Origin of the sequence: Streptomyces sp. NPDC090106, from assembly GCF_044747265.1 — a bacterium.
Classification (GTDB): domain Bacteria; phylum Actinomycetota; class Actinomycetes; order Streptomycetales; family Streptomycetaceae; genus Streptomyces.
The window spans coordinates 46,044-71,021 of sequence record NZ_JBIVDS010000002.1; the positions used below are offsets into that span (position 1 = coordinate 46,044).

The following is a 24,978-nucleotide window of genomic DNA, read 5'->3' on the forward strand; positions in this document are numbered from 1 at the left end:
CCCGGTGCGCTACGACTCCCCGCTCGCCGCGGTGGGCAACACCCCTCTGGTGCGCCTGCCGCGGCTGTCGCCGTCCCAGGACGTGCGGATCTGGGCCAAGCTGGAGGACCGCAACCCCACCGGCTCGGTCAAGGACCGCCCCGCCCTGCACATGATCGAGCAGGCGGAGAAGGACGGCCGGCTCACCCCCGGCTGCACGATCCTGGAGCCCACCAGCGGCAACACCGGCATCTCCCTCGCCATGGCGGCCAAGCTCAAGGGCTACCGCATGGTCTGCGTGATGCCGGAGAACACCTCCCAGGAACGCCGCGAACTGCTCGCGATGTGGGGCGCGGAGATCATCCCCTCCCCGGCCGCGGGCGGCTCCAACACCGCCGTACGGGTCGCCAAGGGACTCGCCGCCGAGCACCCGGACTGGGTGATGCTCTACCAGTACGGCAACCCCGACAACGCGGGCGCCCACTACGCCACGACCGGCCCGGAGATCCTCGCCGACCTCCCCTCGGTCACCCACTTCGTCGCGGGCCTCGGCACCACCGGCACCCTCATGGGCGTCGGCCGCTACCTGCGCGAGCACAAGCCGGACGTGAGGATCGTCGCCGCCGAACCGCGCTACGACGACCTCGTCTACGGCCTGCGCAACCTCGACGAGGGCTTCGTCCCCGAGCTGTACGACGCCTCCGTCCTCACCACCCGTTTCTCGGTGGGCTCGGCCGACGCGGTCACCCGCACCCGTGAACTCCTCCAGCAGGAGGGCATCTTCGCGGGCGTCTCCACCGGCGCCGCGCTGCACGCCGCGATCGGTGTCGGCAACAAGGCGGTGAAGGCGGGGGAGTCCGCCGACATCGTGTTCGTGGTCGCCGACGGTGGCTGGAAGTACCTGTCGACCGGCGTCTACACGGCCGCGACGACGGAGGAAGCGATCGAGACCCTCCAGGGCCAGCTCTGGGCGTAGCCCTGTCCGGGACGGGCGGCCGGCTCCGGCCGCGGGCCCGTCCGCGGCGGGGCCCGCCCGGCGGGCGGCGGACACACGCGCCGCCGGTCCACGCCGCCGGGGCAGGTCCACCACGCCGACCCGGCGCCTCGCGGTCGCGGCACGGTCCGTCGCCGGACCTGCGTCAAGGCCGGCCGGGTGCGGGCTCGGGGGTGCGGGCTCAGGGCGCGTAGCCGCCGGCTGCGGCAGGAGGCTCAGGTCGCCAGGTGACGGACCTGGTCCCACAAGGCCGGGTCCACCACCCCGACCCGGCGCCGGAAGTCCCACACCGGCACCTCGCGCAGCTCGTCCGTCTCCAGGAAGCTCGCCCGGCCCTGGGCGTCGCCCACCGAACCCGGCGGCAGCGGGATCACCCCGGGCCGCTCGTCGTGGTAGCGGCTGGTGATCTTCGCGACGAGCGCCCGCCGCCCGTGCACCGCCAGCACCAGACAGGGCCGGTCCTTCGACCCGGGCCCGTCCTCGTAGGGCACGTTCGCCCACCAGATCTCGGCCGCCCTCGGCTTCGCCGCCGCGGTCCGCGGCCCCGGCCGGCCCGGCGGACGGCTCCGGCGCCCGGACGGCCGACGGCCCCGCCCCCACCCGTCGACGAGCGTGGCGACCAGCGCGAGAAGCACCACCGCCGCGAGCGCCAGCCACCAGGACGTGTCCATAGGACGACGTTACCGGCGCGCGAACCCGGCCGCGCGCCTTCTCGTAAGCCCCATACGCCCCTGGTCCAGCCGAACCGGTGACACCACAGGTGAGTTCGCCCACAACAGCCCTTGGCGGAGGAGCGACAGGGGGTTTTGCGCCTTACGCTCGACGGACCGCACGACCCCCGTCCCCTTTCTCCGAAAGTTCCCGCCAGCGGAGGTTTCTGCTTTATGAAGCTCACCGTCGTCGGCTGCTCGGGGTCGTTCCCGTCCGCGGAATCGGCCTGTTCGAGCTACCTCGTCGAGGCCGACGGCTTCCGGCTGCTTCTCGACATGGGCAACGGTGCCCTGGGCGAGCTGCAGCGCCACTGCGGTCTCTACGACCTCGACGCGATCTTCCTCAGCCATCTGCACGCCGACCACTGCATCGACATGTGCGCGTACTTCGTCGCGCGCTACTACCGCCATGACGGCGGCCGCTGCGACCCCATTCCGGTCTACGGCCCCGAAGGCACCGAGCACCGCCTCACCACGGCCTACGCCGACACCCCCACCGCCTCCTCGATGAGCGAGGTCTTCGACTTCCACACGGTCAAGCCGTCCACCTTCGACGTCGGCCCCTTCACCGTCCACACCGAACGGGTGGCACACCCCGTGGAGGCGTACGGCATCCGGGTCGAGCACGGTGGCCGGTCCCTGGCCTACTCCGGGGACACGGGAGTGACCCCGGCGCTGGACGAACTCGCCCGCGACAGTGACCTGTTCCTGTGCGAGGCCGCGTTCACGCACGGCAAGGAGAACATCCCCGACCTGCACCTCAACGGCCGCGAGGCGGGTGAGACCGCGGCCCGCGCCGGAGCCCGCCGCCTGGTCCTCACCCACATCCCCCCGTGGACCGACCCCCAGGTCAACCTCGCCGACGCCCGCGCCGTCTACGACGGTCCCGTGGACCTCGCGACGCCGAGAAAGGCGTACGAGATCTAGCCGCAGCGCATGCGCGAAGGCCCCGGTACCGCTGCGGTACCGGGGCCTTCGTCAGTCGCGGGGGCTCACGCCTTGGTGAGGTCCTCGACCTCCTCGTCGGGCTCGCGGCCCGGGGTGGGGATGTTCCACTTGACGATGGCGAAGCGGAAGACGACGTAGTAGACCGCGGCGAAGACCAGGCCGATCGGGATGATCATCCAGGGCTTGGTCGCCAGGTTCCAGTTGAGGAAGTAGTCGATCGCGCCCGCCGAGAAGCTGAAGCCGTGGTGCACGCCCAGGGCCCAGGTGACGGCCATGGACAGGGCGGTCAGCACCGCGTGGATGACGTACAGGGCCGGGGCGATGAACATGAACGCGAACTCGATGGGCTCGGTGATGCCGGTGACGAACGAGGTCAGTGCGAGCGAGATCATCATGCCGCCGACGGCCTTGCGGCGCTCGGGACGGGCGGTGTGCGTGATCGCGAGCGCGGCGGCCGGCAGGGCGAACATCATGATCGGGAAGAAGCCGGTCATGAACTGACCCGCGGTCGGGTCGCCGTGGAAGAAGCGGGGCAGGTCGCCGTGCCAGACGGCACCGGTGGAGTCCTTGAAGGAGCCGATCTCCTGCCAGGCCACGGTGTTGACGAACTGGTGCATGCCGACCGGGAGCAGCGCGCGGTTGATCGCGCCGAAGATGCCCGCGCCGACCGCGCCGAGACCGGTCATCCACTCGCCGAAGTTGGTGATGACGTCACCGATCGGCTCCCAGACCAGACCGAAGACGACACCGACGGCGGTGCCGATGAAGGCCATCAGGATCGGGACCAGACGGCGGCCGTTGAAGAAGCCCAGCCAGTCGGGGAGCTTGGTGCGGTGGAACCGCTGCCAGACGACGGCGGCTATGAGGCCCATGATGATGCCGCCGAAGACCTTGGGGTCGTTGTAGGTGGCGGCCACGTCGGCGCCGTCCTGGACCTTGGCCTCGGTGATGGGGAACGCGGTGAGGACGTTCTTGTAGACGAGGAAGCCCACCAGCGCGGCGAGCGCGGTGGAGCCGTCGGCCTTCTTGGCGAAGCCGATGGCGATGCCGACACAGAACAGCAGCGGCAGGTTGGCGAAGACGGCGTCACCGGCGGTGGCGAACACGTCGGCCACCTTGCCCCAGCCGAGGCCGTCCGCGCCGAAGACGTCGGGCTGTCCCAGACGCAGCAGAATGCCGGCCGCCGGCAGGACGGCGATGGGCAGCTGGAGGCTGCGGCCGATCTTCTGCAGGCCCTGGAACAGGCCGGATCCCCACTTCTTCGTGGGGGCCGCCGATGCGGTGGCGGTGCTCATAGACTTCCTCCATCGGGTGGTGGTCTACACCACTCAGTGGTGTAGACCTGTTGTAGCACGGTGAAGGCCGTATAAGGAACCCGCGAATTCCGCAACCGGAGCGCTACCTTCAGTGGTCCTCCTTTGACATGACAAAGGGCCCTCGGACCAGTGGTCCAAGGGCCCTGAAACGGGGCGAACTCCCGTGCCGCGTCAGGCTTTCGTGACGTCCTCGCGCTCCTCGTCCGGCTCCCGTCCCGGCGTCTTCAGATCGAACTTCGTGATCGCGAACCGGAAGATCGCGTAATAGACGACCGCGAAGCACAGCCCGATCGGGATGATCGCCCACGGTTTCGTCGCCAGGTTCCAGTTGATGATGTAGTCGATGAGGCCGGCGGAGAAGCTGAACCCGTCGTGCACCCCCAGCCCCCAGGTCACCGCCATCGACACACCCGTCAGCACCGCGTGCACCGCGTACAGCAGCGGCGCGATGAACAGGAACGAGTACTCGATCGGCTCGGTGATGCCGGTGACGAACGACGTGAGCGCGACGGACAGCATCAGACCGCCGACCTCCTTGCGGCGGTGCGGCTTCGCGCAGTGCGTGATCGCCAGCGCCGCGGCCGGCAGCGCGAACATCATGATCGGGAAGAAGCCCGAGGTGAACTGACCCGCGTTCGGGTCGCCCGCCAGGAACATGTTGATGTCACCGTGCACCTCGGTCCCGTCCGGCTTGGTGTACGTGCCGAACTGGAACCAGATGGGCACGTTCAGGAACTGGTGCAGCCCGATCACCAGCAGCGCCCGGTTCGCGAGACCGAACACGCCCGCGCCCCACGCGCCCGCGTCGCTCAGCCAGTCGCTGAAGCTCTCCAGCGCGTCACCGATCGGCGGCCACACCCACAGGCACAGCGCCGCGAACACGATCGCGACGAACGCCATGATGATCGGCACCAGGCGGCGGCCGTTGAAGAAGCCGAGCCAGTCCACCAGCTTCGTCCGGTGGTAGCGCGCCCAGAAGAACGCCGCCAGCAGGCCCATCACGATCCCGCCGAAGACACCCGGGTTCTGGTACGTGAAGGCGGAGACCGAGGTGTCCGTCGCCTGGCAGCCGATGCCCGCGACCGCCTTCGCCCCGTCGACGCAGTCCTCCGGGAACTGCCGCAGCACCGCGTAGTAGACGAGGAACCCCGCCACCGCCGCCAGCGCGGTGGAACCGTCCGACTTCTTCGCCATGCCGATCGCCACACCGACGCAGAACAGCAGCGGCAGTCCCAGCGTGCTGTCCAGCAGCGCCCCGCCCGCGCCCGCCATCACCTTGGCGACGTTCGTCCAGCCGAGGCCGTCGTCGCCGAACACGTCCGGCTGGCCGAGCCGGTTCAGGATGCCCGCGGCCGGCAGGACGGCGATGGGCAGCTGAAGACTGCGGCCCATCTTCTGCAACCCCTGGAACAGGGCGTTCCAGCGGGCGCGCCCGGGACTTACGGCGGTGCTGTCGGCACTCATGGACGCCCCTCGGTAATGTGGTGTAGACCAGTCGGCGGACGGTTCGCCGACGGTCATGACGTCATCGCGTCGACGTGAACGCCATCATTCGTGACGTACGGCATGACCGCTCGCGAAGATGGGCCAACTGTGGGTTACTGCGACAAAGCGGTCGCAACAGGTCTGATCAGGGAGAAGCAACATGGCCAGCAAGGCTGAGAAGATCGTCGCCGGGCTCGGTGGCCTCGACAACATCGAAGAGGTCGAAGGCTGCATCACGCGCCTCCGCGTCGAGGTCAAGGACGCCTCGACCGTCGACGACAGCGCCCTGAAGGCGGCCGGCGCCCACGGCGTCGTCAAGATGGGCACCGCCATCCAGGTCGTCATCGGCACCGACGCCGACCCCATCGCGGCCGACATCGAAGACATGATGTGAGACCCGCTCAGGCGGCCTGAACAGGCTTGAGCCCGCGAGGGTTCCGGGTTCCGAGGGGCTCCTTCCCGCAGGGGGAGGGGCCCCTTCCGTCACGGGGCGCGGCCCCCCGCGCCACTGCCACTAGGCTCAGGCCCATGTCTCGCATCGACGGCCGAACCCCCGAACAGCTCCGCCCCGTCACCATCGAACGCGGCTGGAGCAAGCACGCCGAGGGCTCCGTCCTCGTCTCCTTCGGTGACACGAAGGTCTTCTGCACCGCCTCGGTCACCGAAGGCGTCCCCCGCTGGCGCAAGGGCAGCGGCGAAGGCTGGGTCACCGCCGAGTACTCCATGCTGCCCCGCTCCACCAACACCCGCGGCGACCGCGAGTCCGTCCGCGGCAAGATCGGCGGACGCACCCACGAGATCTCCCGCCTCATCGGCCGCAGCCTGCGCGCCGTCATCGACTACAAGGCGCTCGGCGAGAACACCATCGTCCTCGACTGCGACGTCCTCCAGGCCGACGGCGGCACCCGCACCGCCGCCATCACCGGCGCCTACGTCGCCCTCGCCGACGCCGTCGCCTGGGCCCAGGGCAGGAAGCTCATCAAGGCCGGCCGCCGCCCCCTGACCGACACCGTCGGCGCCGTCTCCGTCGGCATCGTCGGCGGCGTCCCCCTCCTCGACCTCTGCTACGAGGAGGACGTGCGCGCCGAGACCGACATGAACGTCGTCTGCACCGGCGACGGCCGCTTCGTCGAGATCCAGGGCACCGCCGAGGCCGAGCCCTTCGCCCGTGACGAGCTCAACTCCCTTCTGGACCTGGCCGTCGCGGGCTGCGCCGAACTCACTGTCCTCCAGCGCAAGGCCCTTGATACCGTCCTCGAAAAGTAAAGGGCGCACCAAGAAAAGGCGGCCGGAAGGGCAACCCGGCCGCCTTCGCTCGCGTCAGTACGGGTACGGGCGTACGGCACACCACCGTGCGCCCGGCCAGTACACGGGGGCCCTTGGGGCTGAAACAAGGGAGGGACCATCACCATGGCCGAGAGCCGACGCCGCCGAGGTACCGCCATCGCCGCAGCGATGGTGGCCGTCGGACTGACGGTGGGACTCACGACCGGCTGCGACGCCGTCAACAAGGCCCTGGACTGCGTCCAGACGGCCGAGGCCATCGCCGACAGCGTGGTCGACCTCCAGCAGGCGGTGGAGAACGCCTCCAACGACCCCACGCAGATCGACGAGGCGCTCACCTCCATCGACCAGAACCTCGACGACATCGGCGACAAGACCGACAACGCCGACGTCAACCAGGCCGTCGAGGACCTCAACAAGGCCGTGGACAACGTCCGTACGGCCGTCGACAACGGTGACGAGACGCCCGACCTCAGCCCCATCACGGACGCGGCCGGCGAACTGACGAAGGTCTGCACCTCGTAACCGGCCCGCCGGTGGCCCAGGGATACTGACGGGCATGACCCGCCTGATCCTCGCCACCCGCAACGCCGGAAAGATCACCGAACTCCGCGCGATCCTCGCCGACGCAGGACTGCCCCACGACCTCGTCGGCGCGGACGCCTACCCGGAGATTCCCGACGTCAAGGAAACCGGGGTGACGTTCGCCGAGAACGCTCTCCTCAAGGCCCACGCCCTGGCGCAGGCCACCGGCCTCCCGGCCGTCGCCGACGACTCCGGCCTCTGCGTCGACGTCCTCAACGGCGCCCCCGGCATCTTCTCCGCCCGCTGGGCCGGCCGCCACGGCGACGACCGGGCCAACCTCGACCTGCTCCTGGCCCAGCTCTCCGACATCGCCGACGAACACCGCGCCGCCCACTTCGCCTGCGCTGCGGCCCTGGCCCTCCCGGACGGCACGGAACGCGTCGTCGAGGGCCGCCTCCTCGGCACGCTCCGCCACACCCCGTCCGGCACGAACGGCTTCGGCTACGACCCGATCCTCCAGCCGGAGAACGAGACCCGTACCTGCGCGGAACTCACCCCGGCGGAAAAGAACGCGATCAGCCACCGGGGCAAGGCGTTCCGGGGACTGGTACCGGTGGTACGGGAGCTGCTCGGCTGAGAAGGCCGAGGCAAAGGTGCGGCCGGAGGGACTCGAACCCTCACGGGAGTTACCCCACTGGGACCTAAACCCAGCGTGACTGCCAATTCCACCACGGCCGCCGGACACTGCCCGGCCATGCTACCGGCCGCCATGGTCACCACAGCCACCGATATTCTGCCGATCACACGTGAAGCCTCCCGGGATTGGACCTCGGTCCGCCCAGGAGGCTTTTCCATGACCGCAGACCGCTCGCAAGAGCTCATCGTCCGTGCGGTTCTGGCGACGGGCCGCCGAGGAGGTCGCGCCGGGTGGGTGGAACGAGGAGCGCAGGCCGGTGCCGGGGGAGCCCGGCCTGGCTCCCGATGTGTGGATCTCGTTCGGATACCGGGGACAGGGGCGGAGCTAGATGCCCAGGTCCTTGATGATCTTCGCTACGTGGCCCGTCGCGCGGACGTTGTAGAGGGCGCGTTCGACCTTGCCCTCCTCGTCCACGACGATCGTGGAGCGGATGACGCCCATGTAGGTCTTGCCGTAGTTCTTCTTCTCGCCGTAGGCGCCGTACGCCTCGGTGACCGTCTTCTCGGGGTCCGCGAGGAGGGTGATCCCCAGGTTCTCCTTCTCGCGGAACTTCGCCAGCTTCTCGGGCTGGTCGGGGGAGATGCCGATGACGTCGTAGCCGGCGCCGGTCAGCAGTTCCAGGTTGTCCGTGAAGTCGCAGGCCTGCTTCGTGCAGCCGGGTGTCAGGGCGGCCGGGTAGAAGTAGACGATGACCTTGCGGCCCTTGTGGTCCGACAGGGAGACGTCCGAACCGTCGGCGTCGGGGAGGGTGAAGGCGGGGGCTACGTCCCCGGTCTGGAGTCGCTCGCTCATCCGGCAAGCCTAACCGGGGGTCCTGACCGTGCAGTCGCGCGGTGAACTGACAGACTGTCCAGAACAGTGCAGAACCCCACTTCCCGGAGGCCCCACCGTGGCGGACACGTCGGACACCAGAAACCCGGCGCAGATCGAGGCGGACATCAGGCGCCGCCGCGAGACCCTGGCCGAGACGCTCGACGAGATCGGGGTGCGGGTGCATCCGAAGACGATCGTCGGCGACGCCAAGGCGAAGGTCGTCTCGAACATCGACCACACCCTCGGCCGTGCCTATGTCGGCGTCAACCAGGCCGTCAGCCAGGTCAGGGCGCAGTTCGTCGACGAGGAGGGCTCGCCCCGGCTGGAGCGGATCGTGCCCGTCGCGCTCGTCGCCGTGGGCCTGGTCGGGCTGCTGGCCTTCGGTGCCCGGCGCCGCAAGGACTGACCCGGACGCGTACGGAATCCCGTCAGACAGGTAGGTTCTCAGCCGTGAGCGCCAACACGAACGAGCCCAGCACCCAGCACGACAAGCTGCCCATCCGGATGTTGCACGACCGCGTCCTCGTGCGGCAGGACGCCGGTGAGGGCGAGCGGCGTTCCGGGGGTGGCATCCTCATTCCCGCGACCGCGGCCGTCGGCCGGCGTCTGGCGTGGGCCGATGTCGTCGCGGTGGGGCAGAACGTCCGGACCGTCGAGCCGGGGGACCGGGTGCTGTACGACCCGGAGGACCGTGCCGAGGTGGAGGTGCGGGGCGTGGCCTATGTGCTCATGCGCGAGCGTGACCTGCACGCCGTGGCGGCCGACCGGTTCGAGGGGTCCGAGGACTCGACCGGGCTGTACCTCTGAATCAAGGGTTCCGAAGGGCTGGTGACCATCGTCACCAGCCCTTTTTGCTGTGCCTTTGCTACTTTTGAAGGGTCAGCCCGACGAGACGCGCCGTACCGGGCCGCATGACAAGACGACGCACCCCGTACCGGAAGTCCTGTCTCGGAGGTGCCTGTCATGGCCTGGGTTCTGCTCGTCGTCGCCGGTCTGCTCGAAGTGGGCTGGTCGATCGGGATGAAGTACACCGACGGATTCACCCGCCCCCTGCCCAGCGTGCTCACGGGCGCCGGGATCGTCGCCAGCATGCTGCTGCTGTCGCACGCCGCGAAGACTCTCCCCATCGGTACCGCCTACGGCGTGTGGGTGGGGATCGGTGCGGCCGGTGCGGCGGTGCTCGGCATGGTGGTGCTCGGGGAGCCGGCCACCGCCGCCCGGATCTTCTTCGTCTGTCTGCTGCTGGTCGCCGTGGTCGGGCTCAAGGCGACCAGCGGTCACTGAGACGCCGGGTCACCCGAGCCCCGGCAGGCCTCCGCCCGCCGAGGTGTCGCCGGTCGTCGTCTCCCCTGTGGTGCCACCGGTCGTCGTCTCGCCGGTGGTGCCACCGGTCGTGGTGTCGCCGGTGGTCCCGCCCGTCGTCGTGTCGCCGGTCGTCCCGCCGGTGGTGGTGTCCCCGGTGGTCCCGCCGTCGGTCGTGGTGCCGGTGGTGCCGCCGTCGGTCGGGGCACCGGTGGTGGCGCCGTCCGTCGGTTCGCCCGTGGTGCCGCCGTCGTCCTGGCCCGCCGTGTCGCTCGGGGGCCGGGTGGAGGGCTCCACGGGCGGCGTGTAGACCTGGTCGGCGCCGTCCTGGAGCTCCAGGTCGAACTCGGTGGCGGGCTTGCCCTTCAGCGCGGTCTTGGTGAACTGGGCCCAGATGTCCGTGGGCGCGCCGCCGCCGTTGACGCGGGGCAGGCCCATCGCGCCGTACAGGGACTCGTGGGTGGCGGTCTCCGGGTCCTGGCCCATGACCGCGACGACGGTCGCGAGATCCGGGGTGTAGCCGGCGAACCAGGCGGCCTGGTCCTCCTCGGCGGTGCCGGTCTTGCCCGCGGCGGGGCGGCCCGCGGCCTGGGCGGCGGTGGCGGTGCCGTTGTCGACGACGCTCTGCAGGATCGAGGTCGTGGTGTCGGCGGCCTCGCGGGGGACGGCCTGGGACATCTTGCGTTCCGGCAGTTCCACGACGTCCGTGCCGTCCTTGGTGATGGACTTGATCATCGTGTACGTGCCGTGCTTGCCGTGGTTGGCGAGCGTGGCGTACGCCTCCGCCATGTCGAGGACGCTGGCCCGGGCGACACCGAGGGCGATGGACGGGGTGCCGGTCAACTCCGGGGTGTCGGAGGGCAGTCCGAGGTCGATCGCGGTCTGCTTGACCTTGTCGGAGCCGACGTCGACGGCCATCTGCGCGTACACGGAGTTGACGGACTTCTCGGTGGCGGTGCGCACGGTGATGTTCCCGTAGGACACGTCGTCCTCGTTGGCGGGCGCGTAGCTGCCGCTCCAGCCCTGCACGGGGCGCTTGTTGGTGCCGTCGTAGACCGTGTTCGGGGTGATGGTCTGCCCGCTCTGGGTGGTGGAGTCGTTGTCGAGGGCCGAGGTGAACACGAACGGCTTGAAGGTGGAGCCGACCTGGAAGTCCCGGCGGGTGGCGTTGTTCGTGTACTGCTTGACGTAGTCGATGCCGCCGTACATCGCCACGACCTCACCGGTCTTGGGGTCGACGGAGGCGCCGCCCGCGCGGACGTAGGTGTCGACCTTGCGGTTCTTCTTGTCGAGCTTGTCCATCAACTGGTCGTTGACGGCGTCGACGAACGCGTCCTGCCGCTTCTTCTGGAGGGTGGTGGTGATGCGGTAGCCGCCGGCGTCCAGCTCCTCCGCGGTGAGGATCTTGTTGTCGGTGAGGTAGTCCTTGATGGCGGTGACGATGTAGCCGCGCTGCCCGGACATGCCGGTGGAGACGGTGGCCTCCTTCGGCGTCGGGAACTTCAGCCCGGTGCGCTCGGCCTGGCTGAGCCAGCCCTCCTTGACCATGCCGTCCAGGACGTAGTTCCAACGGGCCTGGGCCGCCGCCTTGTTCTCGGGGTGCGCGATGACGTCGTACTCGCTCGGCGCGTTGAGCAGGGCGGCGAGGTAGGCGCCCTTGGCCGGGTCGAGGTCGGTGGCGTCGACGCCGTAGTAGGCCTGGGCGGCGGCCTGGATGCCGTAGGCGTTGCGGCCGAAGTAGCTGGTGTTGAGGTAGCCCTCCAGGATCTGGTCCTTGGACTCCGTGCGGTCCAGCTTGATCGAGATGAAGAACTCCTTCACCTTGCGGCTGACGGTCTGTTCCTGCGCGAGGTAGTAGTTCTTGACGTACTGCTGGGTGATCGTGGAGCCGGACTGCTTGCCCTTGCCGGTGGCGGTGTTCCAGCCCGCGCGCAGCATCGCCTTCGGGTCGATCGCCGACTCGGAGTAGAAGTCGCGGTCCTCGGCGGCCAGTACGGCGTGCTGGGCGTTCTTGGAGATCTGCGCGAGGGTGACGTTCTCCCGGTTGACGTCGCCGTCGCGGGCGAGCTGGCTGCCGTCCGCGTACAGGTAGACGTTGGACTGCTTGGTGGCGAGCGCGTTGGCCGGCGGGATCTTGACCAGGGAGTAGCCGAGGAAGAACAGGCCGATCAGCAGCAGTATCCCGACGACGAACGTGCCGAGGACCATGCGCCAGGTGGGGAGCAGGCGCCGCCAGCCGGTCCGCTTGGGCCGCCCCGGCTTCTTGCCGCCGCCTTCGGGTTCTCTGGGCTCCCAGCCCTCGGTCGGCTGCTGTGGCTGCGGCTCGTCGCTCATGTCGTGCACGGACTCCTGTTGCGTGTCTGCTCTGCGCCTGTTGTACGCCGTACGTTCGTGTACGTCCTCGTACGCCTTCTGCGCCCCCTGTTGAAGACTCTCGCACCATGCGTTCCGTTCCGGTTCACGGCGCGCTTCCCGGCCCGAAAATGCGTGGCGTACGTCACCACCTGCGGACTAGGCTCCTGCGCTTCGGTGTCCGGAGCGGGTCGGGTCGTGGTGGAGGGCTGTGGATGTGGGCTCGGGGCGGTTGTACGCGGCCGTCGCCTTGGGTGGCTTCAGGCGGTTCGCAACATATCGGGTGGCGACGGCGGCGGGGGTGTTCACCAACACCGCCTTCGGCGTGATCCTCGTCTACACCTATCTGGCGCTGTGGGACGAGCGGCCTCATCTCGGCGGCTACGACCAGGCGCAGGCGGTGACTTATGTATGGCTCGGCCAGTGTCTGTACGCGACGCTCGCCATCCAGGGCGGCGGAGCGGAGAAGGAGTTGATGGACCGGATCCGCACGGGTGAGGTCGCGGTCGATCTCTACCGTCCGGTGGATCTCCAACTGTGGTGGCTGGCGACCGACTTGGGCCGGTCCCTGTTCCAGTTGCTGGGGCGCGGTCTGGTGCCCTTCGCGTTCGGCGCGCTGTTCTTCCCGATGGCGCTGCCGACGGACGTGACGACGTGGGCGGCCTGCGCGGTGACGCTGCTGCTGGCGATGGTGGTGGGCTTCGCGATCCGCTATCTGGCGGCGCTGACCACGTTCTGGCTGATGGACGGCATGGGCGTGCAGCAGGCGATCATGATCACGGGGGTGTTCTTCTCCGGGATAGTGCTCCCGCTGAACGTCTTCCCGGGTGCTTTCGGCGAGATCGTGCGGGCGCTGCCGTGGGCGGCGCTGATCCAGATGCCGGCGGACGTGCTGATGGGGGAGACGGACCCGGTGGCGGCCTTCGCCTTCCAGGCCGGGTGGGCCGTCGTCCTGCTGGCGGCGGGGCGGACGCTCCAGTCGGCGGCGACGCGCCGGGTGGTGGTCCAGGGTGGGTGAGGCACTGCGGGCCTACCGGCTGATCGCCGGGATGTGGGTGCGGTCCGGCCTGACGTACCGGACCTCCTTCCTGATCACGACGTTCGGGAATCTGACGATGACCTTCATGGACTTCGTCGGCATCCTGCTGATGTTCTCCCAGGTCGACTCGCTCGGCGGCTGGTCGCTGCCCGAAGTGGCCTTCCTGTACGGGCTGTCGGTGACCTCGTTCGGGATCGCCGACCTGCTGATGGGCTCCATGGACGTGCTGGGCGCCCGGATCCGCGACGGCTCCTTCGACCTGCTGCTGGTGCGGCCCGCGCCGGTCCTCGCGCAGATCGGCGCCGACCGGTTCGCGCTGCGCCGCCTCGGCCGGATCGTCCAGGGCGGCGCGGTGCTGGGCTGGTCGCTGACGGCGGTCGACGTCGACTGGAGCGCGGCCAAGGTGCTGCTGCTGCCGGTGATGGTGCTCAGCGGCGCGGCGATCTTCACGGCGGTGTTCGTGGCGGGCGCGGCCTTCCAGATCCTCGCCCAGGACGCCGCCGAGGTGCAGAACGCCTTCACCTACGGCGGCACGACCCTGCTCCAGTACCCGCCGAGCGTGTTCGGCAAGGACCTGGTGCGCGGGGTGACGTTCGTGCTGCCGCTCGCCTTCGTCAACTGGGTGCCCGCCTGCTACGTGCTGGGGCGGCCGTACCCGCTGGGGCTGCCGGGTGCGGCGGCCTTCGCGTCCCCGCTGGTCGCGGCGGTGTGCTGCGCCCTCGCCGGACTGGCCTGGCGGACCGGTCTCAAGTCGTATCGCAGCACAGGGAGTTGACGTGGGTTCTCAGGACGTGTTCATCGAGCTGGACGGGGTCGAGAAGGTCTTCCGGGTGCGCAAGAAGGCCGGGTTCCTCAAACGGGAGGTGAAGGAGGTGCGGGCGGTCGACTCGCTCTCCTTCTCCGTGGCGCGCGGCGAGATGGTCGGGTACATCGGGCCCAACGGCGCCGGGAAGTCGACCACGATCAAGATGCTCACGGGCATCCTCACCCCGAGCGCGGGCCGACTGCGGGTGGCGGGCATCGACCCGTCCCGTGAACGCACCCGTCTCGCGCACCGCATCGGGGTCGTGTTCGGACAGCGCACCACCCTGTGGTGGGACCTGCCGCTGATCGACTCGTACAAGCTGATGCACCGCATGTACCGCATCCCGGACGCCCGTTACCGCGACAACCTCGACCGGCTCGTCCAACTCCTCGGTCTCGCAGACCTGTTGGACGTGCCGGTGCGGCAGCTCTCGCTGGGGCAGCGGATGCGCGGGGACATCGCCGCCGCGCTGCTGCACGACCCGGAGGTGCTCTACCTGGACGAGCCGACGATCGGCCTCGACGTCGTCTCCAAGGCCAAGGTGCGGGAGTTCCTGCGGGAGGTGAACGAGGACCGCGGCACGACCGTCCTGCTCACCACCCACGACCTCCAGGACATCGAGCAGCTCTGCTCCCGCGTCATGGTCATCGACCACGGCCGTCTGATGTACGACGGTCCCCTCGCCGGGCTGCACGAGGCGGGCGAGAGCGAGCGGACCCTGGTGGTGGACCTGGAGCGGGAGTTGCCGCCCATCGAGGCGGGTCCGGCGGCCCGCGTGGTGAAGGTGGAGGGTCCCCGGCAGTGGCTGGCGTTCCCGGCGGGCGAGTCGGCGGCGCCCCTGGTCGCGCGGATCGCGGCGGAGTACCCGCTGGTGGACCTCTCGGTGCGGGAACCGGACATCGAGGCGGTGATCGCGGAAATGTACGCGGGACGGGCCACCGCATAGTGCCGGGCCCCGGGACCTCGTAGGCTGGCCGTATGACGGGTGATGCTCCGGAGCTGCGCGCCTCCGACGCCGATCGGGAACGAGTCGCCGAGGTCCTGCGGGACGCCCTCGCCGAGGGGCGCCTGGACATGGAGGAGTTCGAGGAGCGGCTGGAGGCGACGTACAAGGCGCGCACGTACGGCGAGCTGACGCCGATCACCCGTGACCTGCCTGCCGGTCCCCTGGTGAACCTGGTCAAGGAGCCCGCGCCCGAGGGGAGTTGGGCGAGCCGTGTCACCGGGGGCGAGGGCTCGTCGAGCTGGGCGGTGGCCGTGCTGTCCGGGTTCCAGCGCCGGGGCCGCTGGACCGTGCCCAAGCGGTTCAACTGCGTCGCGTTCTGGGGCGGTGGCGAGATCGACCTGCGCGAGGCGAACTTCGCGGACGGCGAGGTCGAGATCAACTGTGTGGCGATCATGGGCGGGGTGAACATCATCGTGCCGCAGGGCGTCGACGTCGTCGTCCGCGGGATCGGCGTGATGGGCGGCTTCGACCACCGCGAGGAGGGCGTGCCGGGCGAGGCCGGGGCCCCGCGGGTGGTCGTCACCGGGTTCGCGTTCTGGGGCGGTGTCGGGGTCGAGCGCAAGCTGACCCGGACCCAGCGGCTGGAGCTGAAGGAGCAGCGCCGCCAGGACAAGCTGGAGCGCAAGCAGTCGATGCGGGAGCTTCAGCAGTCGTTCCACTCGGACGTCAGGGACGCCCACCGCAGACTCGTGGACGGCCACCGGGACCTGGAGCGGGAGCGGCGCGACCGCCGCCGCGACGACAGGGACCGGCGCGATCACCACGACGATCACTGAGGCGATCACGGGGGTGTGACCGCCGGTGACGGCTTCCGGGCCGGTCGCCCGGACAGCGGCCCGGACAGCGGCCCGGACAGGGGCCCGGATTGCGGCCTGGACGGCGGCGAGGTCCCGGTCGCTCAGAGTTCGGCGGGTGCCGAGCCCTTCAGCTCCTCCAGGTCGAAGACCTCCGCCATCCGCGCGTACCCCTTGTCGCTGGGGTGCAGATGGTCCCCGGAGTCGTAGTCGGAGCGGAACCGGCGCGGGTCGTAGGGGTCGCGCACGGCCTCGTCGAAGTCGACGACCCCGTCGAAGACCCGGCCGGCGCGGATCTCCGCGTTGATCGACCGCCGGACCTCCTCGCGCGGGCCGGTGTAGCCGCGGTGCCCCTTGAACGGCATGAGGGTGGCGCCGACGACCTTGATGCCGCGGGCGTGCGCCCGGTCCACCAGGGAGCGCAGCCCGTCGAGGATCCGGCCGGGGTCGGTGTCCGGGTCGGTGGGGTCCTGGTTGCGCAGGATGTCGTTGACGCCGAGGTCGACGACGACGACCTTGACGTTCGGCCGGCCGAGCACGTCCCGCTCGAAGCGGCCGAGCCCGCTCTGGCTCTCCGCGGGCCGCCCCAGCCCGTCGGTGAGCAGCCGGTTGCCGCTGATGCCCTCGTTGACGACGCTGTAGCGCGGCACGTCCCGCCCCGCCGCGACCGCCGTGCGCAGCCGCTCGGACAGCACGTCCGGCCAGCGCCGGTTGGCGCCCTCGGTGGAGGTGACCCCGTCGGTCAGGGAGTCCCCGATGACGACGACCGTCCCGTCCGACTCCTTGCTCAGCACGTCCACCGCGGTCAGATAGCGCCAGTACGAGGTCTGCTCGGTGTACGCCGTCCCCGTCACGTCCTCGGTGACGTCACCGACGGCGGCGTACGAGATCTGGCGGGCGTGCGGATGGTAGGTGACCGGCCCGGACCGGGTGGGCGAGTACGTGGTGACCAGCACGTCGCTGCCGTGCGCGACGGCGATCTGGACGGCGTCGCTCACGGCCTGCTCACCGGGCGGGATCACCACGCCGGTGCTGCCGCCGAAGGTCAGCCGGCGCATGGTCCCGCCGAGGGCGGCGGCGGTGCCGTCCGCGGCGGCGAGCGCGATCGACGCGTGGGTGACGGTCAGGGCCGACTGGCCGTACAGATTGGACAGCGTGATGCGGGCACTCGTACCGCCGACCGAGGTGTGCACGACGTTGCGGACCGAACGGCCGCCGAGCCCTTCCGTCTCGGTGCCGGGCTCGCCGCCGACCGGGGAGGCCGACCAGGAGCCGACCCAGGTGCCGGTGGAGGCGGGGGCGGCGTTGCGGGGCGCGGAGCCGCGGTTGACGTGGCGGTCCCCGCCGGTGGAGACGGCGGTTCCGTCGTCGGCGGCGACACCGGCGTATATGGCGGCGGAAAGGGCCACGATCAGGGCGATGATCGCGGAAAGCAGGGCATAACCACTTCTTCTGGTCATGCGGTGCTGTCTCCTCGGGAGGGATGGGAGCCCGAGGCTCCGGTGTGATCACCTCATGATGCGCCATGGGGTGACGGACGCGCGCAGGGGGTTGACGGTGCCCCCTGTTGGATGACGCCGGGAACTCTTGTTCCGTTCCAGGAGTCGGTCATGTGGGGACGATGTGCACGCGATCGTGATCGAGGGATCGAGGGATCGAGGGATCGAGTGATCGTGGGCGAGGAACGAACCGTGATCGGGCGATCGCGTGCGGAGGGGTCGCGCACGGAGGAAAGTCAACGGGTGGAGTGAATGGAACGCACGAATCCGGAGGAAGCGGAAGTGTCCGACGCGGAGCAGCATGCCCGGCCGCGCGGCCCCGTGAACCGCTCGATGAACACGTTCAGCGCCGCGGACGAGGAGAAACAGCGCGGCGTGCGCCGGATGAAGCTCACGGCGACCGGCCTGCTCCTGTTCGTGGCGCTGGTCTACGCCCTCGCGAAGTGGGCCGAGAGCGCGGGCGCCGGAGCGTGGGCGGACTACGTCGCCGCGGCGGCCGAGGCCGGCATGGTGGGCGCGCTGGCGGACTGGTTCGCGGTGACGGCCCTGTTCCGCCGCCCCCTGGGCCTGCCCATCCCGCACACCGCGATCATCCCGACCAAGAAGGACCAGCTCGGCGTCTCGCTCGGCGAGTTCGTCGGCGAGAACTTCCTCTCCGAGGACGTCGTCCGAGCCCGGCTGCGCGCCGTCGGCATCGGCAGCCGCCTGGGCGCCTGGCTGGCCGAGCCCGAGCACGCCGACCGGGTGACCGCCGAGCTCTCCGCCGCCCTGCGCGGCGCCCTGACCGTGCTGCGCGACTCCGACGTCCAGGCGGTGGTCGGCGAGGCGATCACCCGGCGGGCCGACGCGCAGGAGATCGGCCCGGGCATCGGCAAGATGCTGGAGAAGGTCGTCGCGGACGGCGGCCACCGCCGGGTCGTCGACCTGGTGGTGACCCGGGCCCACGACTGGCTGGTCCTCCACGACGAGCAGGTCATGGACGCCGTCCAGGGCGGCGCCCCCGGCTGGACCCCGCGCTTCGTCGACAAGAAGGTCGGCGAACGCGTCTACAAGGAGCTGCTGCGCTTCGTCACCGAGATGCGTGACATGCCCTCGCACCCCGCGCGAGGCGCCCTGGACCGGTTCCTGACCGACTTCGCCTCCGACCTCCAGTCCGACACGGACACCAGGGCACGGATCGAGCGGCTCAAGGGCGAGGTGCTGGGCCGCGGCGAGGTCCAGGACCTCATCGCCTCCGCCTGGACGGCCGTCCGCTCGATGATCGTCTCGGCCGCCGAGGACGAACGCAGCGAGCTGCGCCTGCGCGTGCGGGCCTCCCTGCTCTCCCTCGGCGCCCGCATGGCCGTCGAACCCCGCCTCCAGGCGAAGGTCGACGGCTGGGTCGAGGGCGCGGCGGTCTACGTCGTCACCACCTACCGCAAGGAGATCACCTCCCTGATCACGGACACGGTCGCCGGCTGGGACGCCGAGCACACCACCCGCAAGATCGAGGCGAACATCGGCCGCGACCTCCAGTTCATCCGCATCAACGGCACGGTGGTGGGATCACTGGCGGGGCTGCTGATCTTCGCGGTGTCACGGGCGGTGGGGGCGTAGCGCCTGGACGCGCGTAGGGGGCGGGGACGGGCGGTCCGGGCGGTGGCGGCCCCGGTGGCGGGTGGAGCGGCGGTGGCCCGGGGCGGCGGGAGTGGCGGGACGGCCCGGAGCGGCGGGAGTGGCGGGCGTGGCGGCCCGGGACGGTGGGCGTGGCGGTGGCGGCCCGGGGTACCCGGTGCCGGGTCCCGCTCGACGAGGAGGGGCCCATGGCCGCCAACACCACCACCGACCAGGCCGCGACCGGCCGCACGATCACCACGAACATCCCCGCCCGCCTGGACCGGCTCCCCTGGTCGCGCTGGCACTGGACCGTCGTCATCGGACTCGGCACCGTGTGGATCCTCGACGGCCTGGAGGTCACCGTCGTCGGCAACATCGCCGGCCGGCTCTCCGAGCCCGGCAGCGGACTGCCGATCACCTCGGGCCAGATCACCGGCATGGCGGCGGCCCTGTACGTGGCCGGAGCGTGCGTCGGGGCCCTGTTCTGGGGCCGGCTGACCGACCGCTGGGGCCGCAAACGCCTCTTCATGATCACGCTGGTGGTGTACCTGGCGGCGACGGCCCTGACCGCCGTGTCCTTCTCCACCTGGTGGTTCTTCGCCTTCCGGTTCCTGACGGGGTTCGGGATCGGCGGCGAGTACGCGGCGATCAACTCCGCCGTCGACGAGCTCATCCCCGCCCGGTACCGGGGCCGGGTCGACCTGATGATCAACGGCAGCTTCTGGCTGGGCGCGGTCTTCGGCTCGCTGCTGGCGATCGTCGCCCTCGACACCGCCGTCCTCCCCAAGGACGTGGGCTGGCGCCTGACGTTCGCGCTCGGCGCGGTCCTGGCCCTGGTGATCCTCCTCGTACGGCGGCACGTCCCGGAGAGCCCCAGGTGGCTGCTGATCCACGGACGTGAGGACGAGGCCGAGCGGATCGTCGGATCCATCGAGGAGAAGGTGGAGGCGGAGAGCGGGCAGCCACTCGCGGAGCCGCACGGCGACCTCACCATCCACCAGCGGCGCGGCGTCGCCTTCACGGAGATCGCCCGGACGGTGTTCTCCGACTACCGCAGGCGGGCCGTCCTAGGCTTCTCCCTCTTCATCGGCCAGGCGTTCCTCTACAACGCCGTCACCTTCGGCTTCGGCGCGATCCTGACCACGTTCTACGACGTCCCGACCGGCAGCACGGGCTACTACTTCGCGGTGATCGCGATAGGCAACTTCCTGGGACCGCTGCTGCTCGGGCGGCTCTTCGACACGGTCGGACGCCGGGTGATGATCTCGTCGACGTACCTGCTGTCGGGCCTGCTGCTCTTCGCCACGGCGTGGCTGTTCGGCCAAGGGACGCTGAGCGCGGGCACGTTGACCGCCTGCTGGTGCGCCGTCCTCTTCTTCGCCTCCGCGGGCGCCTCCAGCGCCTATCTGACGGTGTCGGAGATCTTCCCCATGGAGACCCGCGCGATGTCGATCGCCTTCTTCTACGCCCTGGGCACGGCCGCGGGCGGCATCAGCGGGCCCCTGCTGTTCGCGGACCTCACGGGCACGGGCGAGGTCGCCGACACGGTCCTCGCGTTCCGGATCGGCGCGACCCTGATGTGCCTGGCGGGCCTGACCGCGGCGGCCCTCGCGGTACGCGCGGAGCGGCGGTCCCTGGAGGACGTGGCACGGCCGCTGACGGCGGTGGACACGAAGACGGCGTGACGGGCCCGTCCCCGGGCGCCTGGCGCAGGCGGCTGATGGCGGGGTCGGTCCCGGCCGGGGCGGTACGGGACGTGCGCCTTCGGCACCGTACGCTCCGCCAGGCCGGACGCCGGGTGGAGTTCGGCGCGCAGGTGGCCGTCGCCGGGCCGGACGCGGTGCTCGGCCACCGTCGGTCCCCTCGCCGGTCAGGGCCCGTCGCGCCGAGCCGCGCGCGGACTCAGCGGTCCCGGTCCGCCACCGCCCAGGAGGCGAGCGCCACGGCTCCGGCCACCCCGAACACGGCGGGCCAGGCGCCGACCTTCTTGGCCAGCGGGTGCGACCCCGCGAACGCGGCGACGTACGCGGCCGACAGCGCCCCGGCCGCCGCGCCTCCGGCCCGCTCCCGCCACTGCGCCGCCGCGGTGACCCCGGCGACGGCGAGGACGACCCCGCCGAGCTGCCGCTTCCTGGTCCAGCGGGCGACGCCGTACCCGCCGACGAGACCGCCGGCTGCGACCACCGCGCTGGGGATCTTCCTGGCCACGCTTGCCTCCCTGGGGACCGGGTCCGCTACGTCCCCGAGGCTAACCCCGGGACCCGGCCCGCCCGTCACCGGCCCGTGCCCGCCGCTCCTCCACGAACCCCGCGCCGATCACACCGCCCACGCCGGTGAGGCCGAGAGCGAGAGTGCCGGGATTGACGTACCCGGGGACGTCGCCGTTGTCGTAGCTGCCGCCGTCGCTGGTCTCGCAGACGAACCCGAGCGGGACGAAGGTCACCGTGTAGTCGACGATCACGATCCCGCTCTCGTAGCGCTCCCACCATCCCGCCGTACGGCAGGACTGGGGCGGCGCCGAGTCCGTACCGCCGTCCTCGGCGGTCAGCACCGCCCCGACGACGTGCAGCAGCCCCCACGCGTACAGCCCGACGGCGGCGGCTCCGGCGAGCGCGCCGAGGCCGCGCAGGGTGTCGGGGAGGGGCCCCGTCCGGGCGAGCCGCCCGAAGCCGTAGCCGGTCAGCCCGAAGGCGAGGACGGCGGCGACGACGAGGAACAACAGACTGAGCCAAGCCACAGTGCTGCCTCCGGGCCTCAGTGATCACATGAGGCCCGAGTCCAGCACGCCCGTAGCGGTACGACCATGACGGAGCCCACAGTTCCGGCTTCCCGTCGAAGAGGGTGGCCGCGCGGGCGCGGGACACGCGAACGGCCGGGACGCGCGGACGCGTACCGGCCGTTCACGCGGAAAGCGTGGAGAGCGGGGAGGGTCAGAGCTGACCGGACTCGGAGATCGTGATCTTCGCCCGCGTCGAGCCGCTGCCCGAGCCGAGGGACTCGATCTTCTTCACCAGGGCCATGCTGGTCTCGTCGGCGACCTCGCCGAACACGACGTGCTTGCCGTTCAGCCAGCTCGTCACGACCGTGGTGATGAAGAACTGCGAGCCGTTGGTGTTCGGACCGGCGTTCGCCATGGACAGCAGACCCGGACGGTCGTGCTTCAGCTTGAAGTTCTCGTCGGCGAACTTCTCGCCGTAGATGCTCTTGCCACCGGTGCCGTTGCCGGCGGTGAAGTCGCCGCCCTGCAGCATGAACTCCGGGATGACCCGGTGGAACGAGGACCCGGCGTAGCCGTAGCCCTTCTCGCCCGTGGCCAGGGCACGGAAGTTCTCCGCGGTCTTCGGGACGACGTCCTCGAAGAGGTTGAAGTTGATCCGCCCGGCGGGCTCGTCGTCGATGGTGATGTCGAAGTAGACCTTGGTTGTCATGGAACCCATCCTGCACCCCGACCTCTCGTGAGACGCAATCGGCCGGTTTCTCGTGGTGGGGCGAGGAGGGCGGGCGACAGCGTGACGGCTGCGGCAGCGGCCCTGGGGGGATCCCTCTGCACCCGCCTGTCACCCGCTTCCCGTGTTGGCCTTCGGAGGGATTAGGGATCATTGCGTGAGGTATGACCTTGTTTTCATTCAGTACGCGCTTTAGGGGGGATCGTGGAAGTTCTCGCCTTGATCGCTACGGCGCTGGCCGCCGGGGCGGCCGCCGGAGTGCACGACAGCGCCTCCGCGGCGGTGCGCGACATGTACGAACGCCTGCGTCGGCTCGGCGCACAGCCGGGCGAGTTGGACAGCGCGGTCGCGGCCCAACGGAAGAGGGACGACTCCGCGTCGGATCCAGTGGCTCCCGAACTGCGCCGCCTGTTGGAAGCCGTCCAGGCCGGAGAGGACGAGGAACTGCGGTCACTGGCCGCCGAGGTGCGACGGCACTCGCAGAAGCCGACCGTGACGGGAGCGCAGGGCGGCACGGTCTGGAACATCAGCATCAGCGAAAGTCAGGTCGCGGCTATCGGTGACGGTACGAACGTGCGGAACATCTACAACGCCGCGCCCTCCTCTTCCTCGGTGATCCCTGAGGAGGCATGACTGTGCGGTTCTTGGGATGGATTCTCGTCGGGCTCGTCGTCTACCGAGTGGGGGCTTGGGTCCTTGCGGGGGCGGGGCATGCGTTCGGGGCCGTAGGGGGTGTTCTGGTGGATGTGGGGATGGACGTGGTCGTGTTCGCGGCCTGGACCGCGGCCGTTGTGGCCGCCCTGACGCTGTTCGGCGCACTTGTGCGGGGGATCGCCGAGCTCCGGGACCGGCGCAGCCGAAAGCGGTGGGCGACGCGACAGACACGTCCGGTCGCCGTGTCTCCCTGTCCCGCCCCCGAGGAGGTGGCTCCGGCTCCGGCTTCGACACCGGCGCCGCCCTACGGTGATCCTGGGGCCGAGCCTGCGGACGACCTGCCTGTGCTGGGGCGGCCGGCGTACCTGCACGAGGTCAGTGAGCTGCTCGACGACCTCGCTGCCCGCAGGCCTGATGGCGATGACGAGCCGGTGTTCGAGTCGGGTCTGATGGAGTTGCCGGACGAGGCTCCGGGGTTCGGTGAGTCCGATCGTGATGCCCCGCCTGTGATCGAGTGGTCTCCGAGGGCATGGCGGTACGACGGATTCGGTCATGACGGCTCCGGTGAGGACGGCGTAGGTCTTGGGGCGCCGATCGCGCATCGCGCGAGTCCGCCGCTGAACACCGTCAGCGAGGATTCGCCGATCTTCGACTGGCTTTCCGGCCCAGTGGTAGTCCCCGAGCGGTCGAGCCTTGACGGGGGCTCGGTGCCGACGAGCCCCGCATTGCTCGTCCTCGCCTGCCGCGGTGTCCAGATCGGCGACGACAACGCGCAGTTCAACACGTACACCTACGAACTGCAGGACCCCACTGTGGACTTCGCCGAGGTCCTGCGCCGTCCAGCTGTGAGCGACGCCTTGACTCGTCTGATCATGGACCCGGAGAACACCGACCTTCGAGCCCAGGCGATCAAGGCACTGTGCGCGGGCGAATGGCGTTTCGTGAAAAGGGAGTTGCTCGATCTCGGCCCGACCGGCAGAGAGTCTCCCACTGTCGATGTCGCCCGTGAACTCGACGCGGTGCCGGGATTCATCACCGTGCACGGCTGTCAAGGAGTGCAGTTGGGAAACCGTTCCCGCCAGCGCAACGACTTCGTCTACGTCTGCCGCCGGGCCACCGTCGACACCTTCTCCCTGCTCGAATCACATCCGGAGGTGGCGAACTGTCTGATCGACGCTGTGGTCAGTCGGTCAAGGAACGAGTGGAAGGAAGCGGGTCGGACTCTGAACACCGCGCTGAGGGCCGCACTCAACTCGCCCAACTCTCTCGATGCGATCCCGGATCGGTCCTTCACCGTCAGAAGCCGGAGCGCCGGTGTCGTCCGAGACCGTGACGGAGTCAGCATCGGAGAAAGGTGCTCCACCGTCGACGTCAAGGCCGTCGTGGTCGGTCACAGTAGGCGCGACAGGTTGACCAAGAGTGTGTTGAGCGGATCCGAACGTCTGAGGGACCGAGCTACTGCCTGGATTCGGCGTGGCTCGGAACCGCCTGCCCCACCTGCTCCGCCTTCCGCACCCTCGCCGTCTCGGCCTCCGTCGCCCACCACACCCTTCTCGCCGTCCGCGTACGAGCCGCCTCCGGCATCCCCGCCCCGAGTACCGCGAAGCGTCACCAGCACTCGAGACGGGGACGGTCACTGGCCGCTTCCTCCTTTGCCAAGCCCGAACCGCAGGCCGGAGCCTCCGTCGGGTCCGGAAAGTCCTTCGTCGGGCCGTGGATTGAGCATCTAGCTGA

26 protein-coding genes, 1 tRNA gene and 1 riboswitch are annotated in these 24,978 nt (G+C 70.0%); of the genes, 17 read left to right on the plus strand and 10 right to left on the minus strand.

Annotation, left to right across the window (positions count from 1 at the left end; genetic code table 11):
- Positions 1-4 precede the first annotated feature (4 nt).
- Positions 5-955: a PLP-dependent cysteine synthase family protein gene (locus ACIPSE_RS05650; protein WP_401657779.1), complete on the plus strand. Its 951-nt coding sequence runs from the start codon at positions 5-7 to the stop codon at positions 953-955.
- A 233-nt stretch (positions 956-1,188) separates the two neighbouring features.
- Here ACIPSE_RS05650 and ACIPSE_RS05655 read toward each other — a convergent pair whose 3' ends face one another.
- Positions 1,189-1,644 carry a type II toxin-antitoxin system PemK/MazF family toxin gene (locus ACIPSE_RS05655; RefSeq protein ID WP_401657781.1) on the minus strand — a complete coding sequence of 152 codons (456 nt, stop codon included), beginning with the start codon at positions 1,642-1,644 and terminating at the stop codon, positions 1,189-1,191.
- A gap of 213 nt (positions 1,645-1,857) precedes the next feature.
- Here ACIPSE_RS05655 and ACIPSE_RS05660 point away from each other — a divergent pair, with 213 nt between their 5' ends.
- A complete protein-coding gene (locus ACIPSE_RS05660) occupies positions 1,858-2,610 on the plus strand; it encodes an MBL fold metallo-hydrolase (RefSeq protein WP_401657783.1) in 753 nt (250 codons plus the stop codon).
- Positions 2,611-2,675: 65 nt separating this feature from the next.
- Here the strand turns inward: ACIPSE_RS05660 and ACIPSE_RS05665 are convergent, their stop codons facing one another.
- Both ACIPSE_RS05665 and ACIPSE_RS05670 read right to left on the minus strand, forming a co-directional pair.
- Complete coding sequence (locus ACIPSE_RS05665) at positions 2,676-3,926, minus strand: PTS transporter subunit EIIC (RefSeq protein ID WP_401657785.1); 1,251 nt, start codon at positions 3,924-3,926, stop codon at positions 2,676-2,678.
- Positions 3,927-4,118: 192 nt separating this feature from the next.
- Complete coding sequence (locus ACIPSE_RS05670) at positions 4,119-5,411, minus strand: PTS transporter subunit EIIC (protein WP_401657787.1); 1,293 nt, start codon at positions 5,409-5,411, stop codon at positions 4,119-4,121.
- A 181-nt stretch (positions 5,412-5,592) separates the two neighbouring features.
- Between ACIPSE_RS05670 and ACIPSE_RS05675 the strand changes: the two genes are divergently transcribed.
- The 4 genes from ACIPSE_RS05675 to rdgB all read left to right on the plus strand — a co-directional run bounded on the left by ACIPSE_RS05675 (position 5,593) and on the right by rdgB (position 7,878).
- Positions 5,593-5,826 carry a glucose PTS transporter subunit EIIB gene (locus ACIPSE_RS05675; protein ID WP_401657789.1) on the plus strand — a complete coding sequence of 78 codons (234 nt, stop codon included), beginning with the start codon at positions 5,593-5,595 and terminating at the stop codon, positions 5,824-5,826.
- A 134-nt stretch (positions 5,827-5,960) separates the two neighbouring features.
- Positions 5,961-6,698, plus strand: coding sequence for a ribonuclease PH (gene rph, locus ACIPSE_RS05680; protein ID WP_401657791.1), 738 nt, complete (start codon positions 5,961-5,963; stop codon positions 6,696-6,698).
- A gap of 144 nt (positions 6,699-6,842) precedes the next feature.
- Entirely contained in the window at positions 6,843-7,241 is a 399-nt protein-coding gene (locus tag ACIPSE_RS05685; protein ID WP_401657793.1) for a hypothetical protein, read from the plus strand.
- A gap of 34 nt (positions 7,242-7,275) precedes the next feature.
- A complete protein-coding gene (rdgB, locus tag ACIPSE_RS05690; RefSeq protein ID WP_401657795.1) occupies positions 7,276-7,878 on the plus strand; it encodes an RdgB/HAM1 family non-canonical purine NTP pyrophosphatase in 603 nt (200 codons plus the stop codon).
- A gap of 17 nt (positions 7,879-7,895) precedes the next feature.
- Here the strand turns inward: rdgB and ACIPSE_RS05695 are convergent.
- Both ACIPSE_RS05695 and bcp read right to left on the minus strand, forming a co-directional pair.
- A tRNA-Leu gene (locus ACIPSE_RS05695) sits at positions 7,896-7,979 on the minus strand.
- Positions 7,980-8,262: 283 nt separating this feature from the next.
- Positions 8,263-8,730 carry a thioredoxin-dependent thiol peroxidase gene (gene bcp, locus ACIPSE_RS05700; protein WP_401657797.1) on the minus strand — a complete coding sequence of 156 codons (468 nt, stop codon included), beginning with the start codon at positions 8,728-8,730 and terminating at the stop codon, positions 8,263-8,265.
- A 97-nt stretch (positions 8,731-8,827) separates the two neighbouring features.
- On the opposite strand from bcp, the gene ACIPSE_RS05705 reads away from it, so the two are divergent.
- From ACIPSE_RS05705 to ACIPSE_RS05715, 3 genes are all read left to right on the plus strand, one after another.
- Complete coding sequence (locus tag ACIPSE_RS05705) at positions 8,828-9,157, plus strand: DUF3618 domain-containing protein (protein ID WP_401657799.1); 330 nt, start codon at positions 8,828-8,830, stop codon at positions 9,155-9,157.
- Between the two features lie 98 nt (positions 9,158-9,255).
- Complete coding sequence (locus tag ACIPSE_RS05710; protein WP_266899574.1) at positions 9,256-9,558, plus strand: co-chaperone GroES; 303 nt, start codon at positions 9,256-9,258, stop codon at positions 9,556-9,558.
- A 46-nt stretch (positions 9,559-9,604) separates the two neighbouring features.
- A riboswitch (guanidine-III (ykkC-III) riboswitch) is annotated at positions 9,605-9,680 on the plus strand.
- A gap of 34 nt (positions 9,681-9,714) precedes the next feature.
- Positions 9,715-10,035 (plus strand): DMT family transporter, encoded by a 321-nt coding sequence (locus ACIPSE_RS05715; RefSeq protein WP_401657801.1) that lies wholly within the window; start codon positions 9,715-9,717, stop codon positions 10,033-10,035.
- Positions 10,036-10,044: 9 nt separating this feature from the next.
- On the opposite strand, the gene ACIPSE_RS05720 is transcribed toward ACIPSE_RS05715, so the two are convergent.
- Positions 10,045-12,387 (minus strand): transglycosylase domain-containing protein, encoded by a 2,343-nt coding sequence (locus ACIPSE_RS05720; RefSeq protein ID WP_401657803.1) that lies wholly within the window; start codon positions 12,385-12,387, stop codon positions 10,045-10,047.
- Positions 12,388-12,622: 235 nt separating this feature from the next.
- Here ACIPSE_RS05720 and ACIPSE_RS05725 point away from each other — a divergent pair, with 235 nt between their 5' ends.
- The 4 genes from ACIPSE_RS05725 to ACIPSE_RS05740 are packed head-to-tail and all read left to right on the plus strand — an operon-like array spanning position 12,623 to position 16,031.
- The gene (locus ACIPSE_RS05725) at positions 12,623-13,423 is read left to right on the plus strand and encodes an ABC transporter permease (protein WP_401659698.1); all 801 of its coding nucleotides are present in this window, start codon (positions 12,623-12,625) and stop codon (positions 13,421-13,423) included.
- A gap of 31 nt (positions 13,424-13,454) precedes the next feature.
- Complete coding sequence (locus tag ACIPSE_RS05730) at positions 13,455-14,219, plus strand: ABC transporter permease (protein ID WP_401659701.1); 765 nt, start codon at positions 13,455-13,457, stop codon at positions 14,217-14,219.
- A 1-nt stretch (position 14,220) separates the two neighbouring features.
- On the plus strand, positions 14,221-15,195 hold the full coding sequence (locus ACIPSE_RS05735; RefSeq protein ID WP_401657805.1) for an ATP-binding cassette domain-containing protein: 975 nt from the start codon (positions 14,221-14,223) through the stop codon (positions 15,193-15,195).
- Positions 15,196-15,227: 32 nt separating this feature from the next.
- Positions 15,228-16,031, plus strand: coding sequence for a DUF1707 domain-containing protein (locus ACIPSE_RS05740; protein ID WP_401657807.1), 804 nt, complete (start codon positions 15,228-15,230; stop codon positions 16,029-16,031).
- A 122-nt stretch (positions 16,032-16,153) separates the two neighbouring features.
- Here the strand turns inward: ACIPSE_RS05740 and ACIPSE_RS05745 are convergent, their stop codons facing one another.
- Positions 16,154-17,509, minus strand: a complete 1,356-nt coding sequence (locus ACIPSE_RS05745) for an SGNH/GDSL hydrolase family protein (RefSeq protein WP_401657809.1) — start codon at positions 17,507-17,509, stop codon at positions 16,154-16,156.
- Between the two features lie 291 nt (positions 17,510-17,800).
- Between ACIPSE_RS05745 and ACIPSE_RS05750 the strand changes: the two genes are divergently transcribed.
- Together ACIPSE_RS05750 and ACIPSE_RS05755 are read left to right on the plus strand one after the other, a co-directional pair.
- The gene (locus ACIPSE_RS05750; RefSeq protein WP_401657811.1) at positions 17,801-19,144 is read left to right on the plus strand and encodes a DUF445 domain-containing protein; all 1,344 of its coding nucleotides are present in this window, start codon (positions 17,801-17,803) and stop codon (positions 19,142-19,144) included.
- A gap of 206 nt (positions 19,145-19,350) precedes the next feature.
- On the plus strand, positions 19,351-20,829 hold the full coding sequence (locus ACIPSE_RS05755; RefSeq protein WP_401657813.1) for an MFS transporter: 1,479 nt from the start codon (positions 19,351-19,353) through the stop codon (positions 20,827-20,829).
- Between the two features lie 217 nt (positions 20,830-21,046).
- Here ACIPSE_RS05755 and ACIPSE_RS05760 read toward each other — a convergent pair whose 3' ends face one another.
- From ACIPSE_RS05760 to ACIPSE_RS05770, 3 genes are all read right to left on the minus strand, one after another.
- On the minus strand, positions 21,047-21,352 hold the full coding sequence (locus ACIPSE_RS05760; RefSeq protein ID WP_401657815.1) for a hypothetical protein: 306 nt from the start codon (positions 21,350-21,352) through the stop codon (positions 21,047-21,049).
- Between the two features lie 40 nt (positions 21,353-21,392).
- Positions 21,393-21,881, minus strand: coding sequence for a hypothetical protein (locus tag ACIPSE_RS05765; RefSeq protein ID WP_401657817.1), 489 nt, complete (start codon positions 21,879-21,881; stop codon positions 21,393-21,395).
- A gap of 193 nt (positions 21,882-22,074) precedes the next feature.
- Positions 22,075-22,572, minus strand: coding sequence for a peptidylprolyl isomerase (locus ACIPSE_RS05770; protein ID WP_401657819.1), 498 nt, complete (start codon positions 22,570-22,572; stop codon positions 22,075-22,077).
- Positions 22,573-22,794: 222 nt separating this feature from the next.
- Between ACIPSE_RS05770 and ACIPSE_RS05775 the strand changes: the two genes are divergently transcribed.
- Both ACIPSE_RS05775 and ACIPSE_RS05780 read left to right on the plus strand, forming a co-directional pair.
- Positions 22,795-23,223, plus strand: a complete 429-nt coding sequence (locus tag ACIPSE_RS05775) for a hypothetical protein (protein ID WP_401657821.1) — start codon at positions 22,795-22,797, stop codon at positions 23,221-23,223.
- The gene (locus tag ACIPSE_RS05780) at positions 23,220-24,974 is read left to right on the plus strand and encodes an RIP homotypic interaction motif-containing protein (RefSeq protein WP_401657823.1); all 1,755 of its coding nucleotides are present in this window, start codon (positions 23,220-23,222) and stop codon (positions 24,972-24,974) included. Before ACIPSE_RS05775 ends, ACIPSE_RS05780 begins: the two co-directional genes overlap by 4 nt.
- Positions 24,975-24,978: the final 4 nt, after the last annotated feature.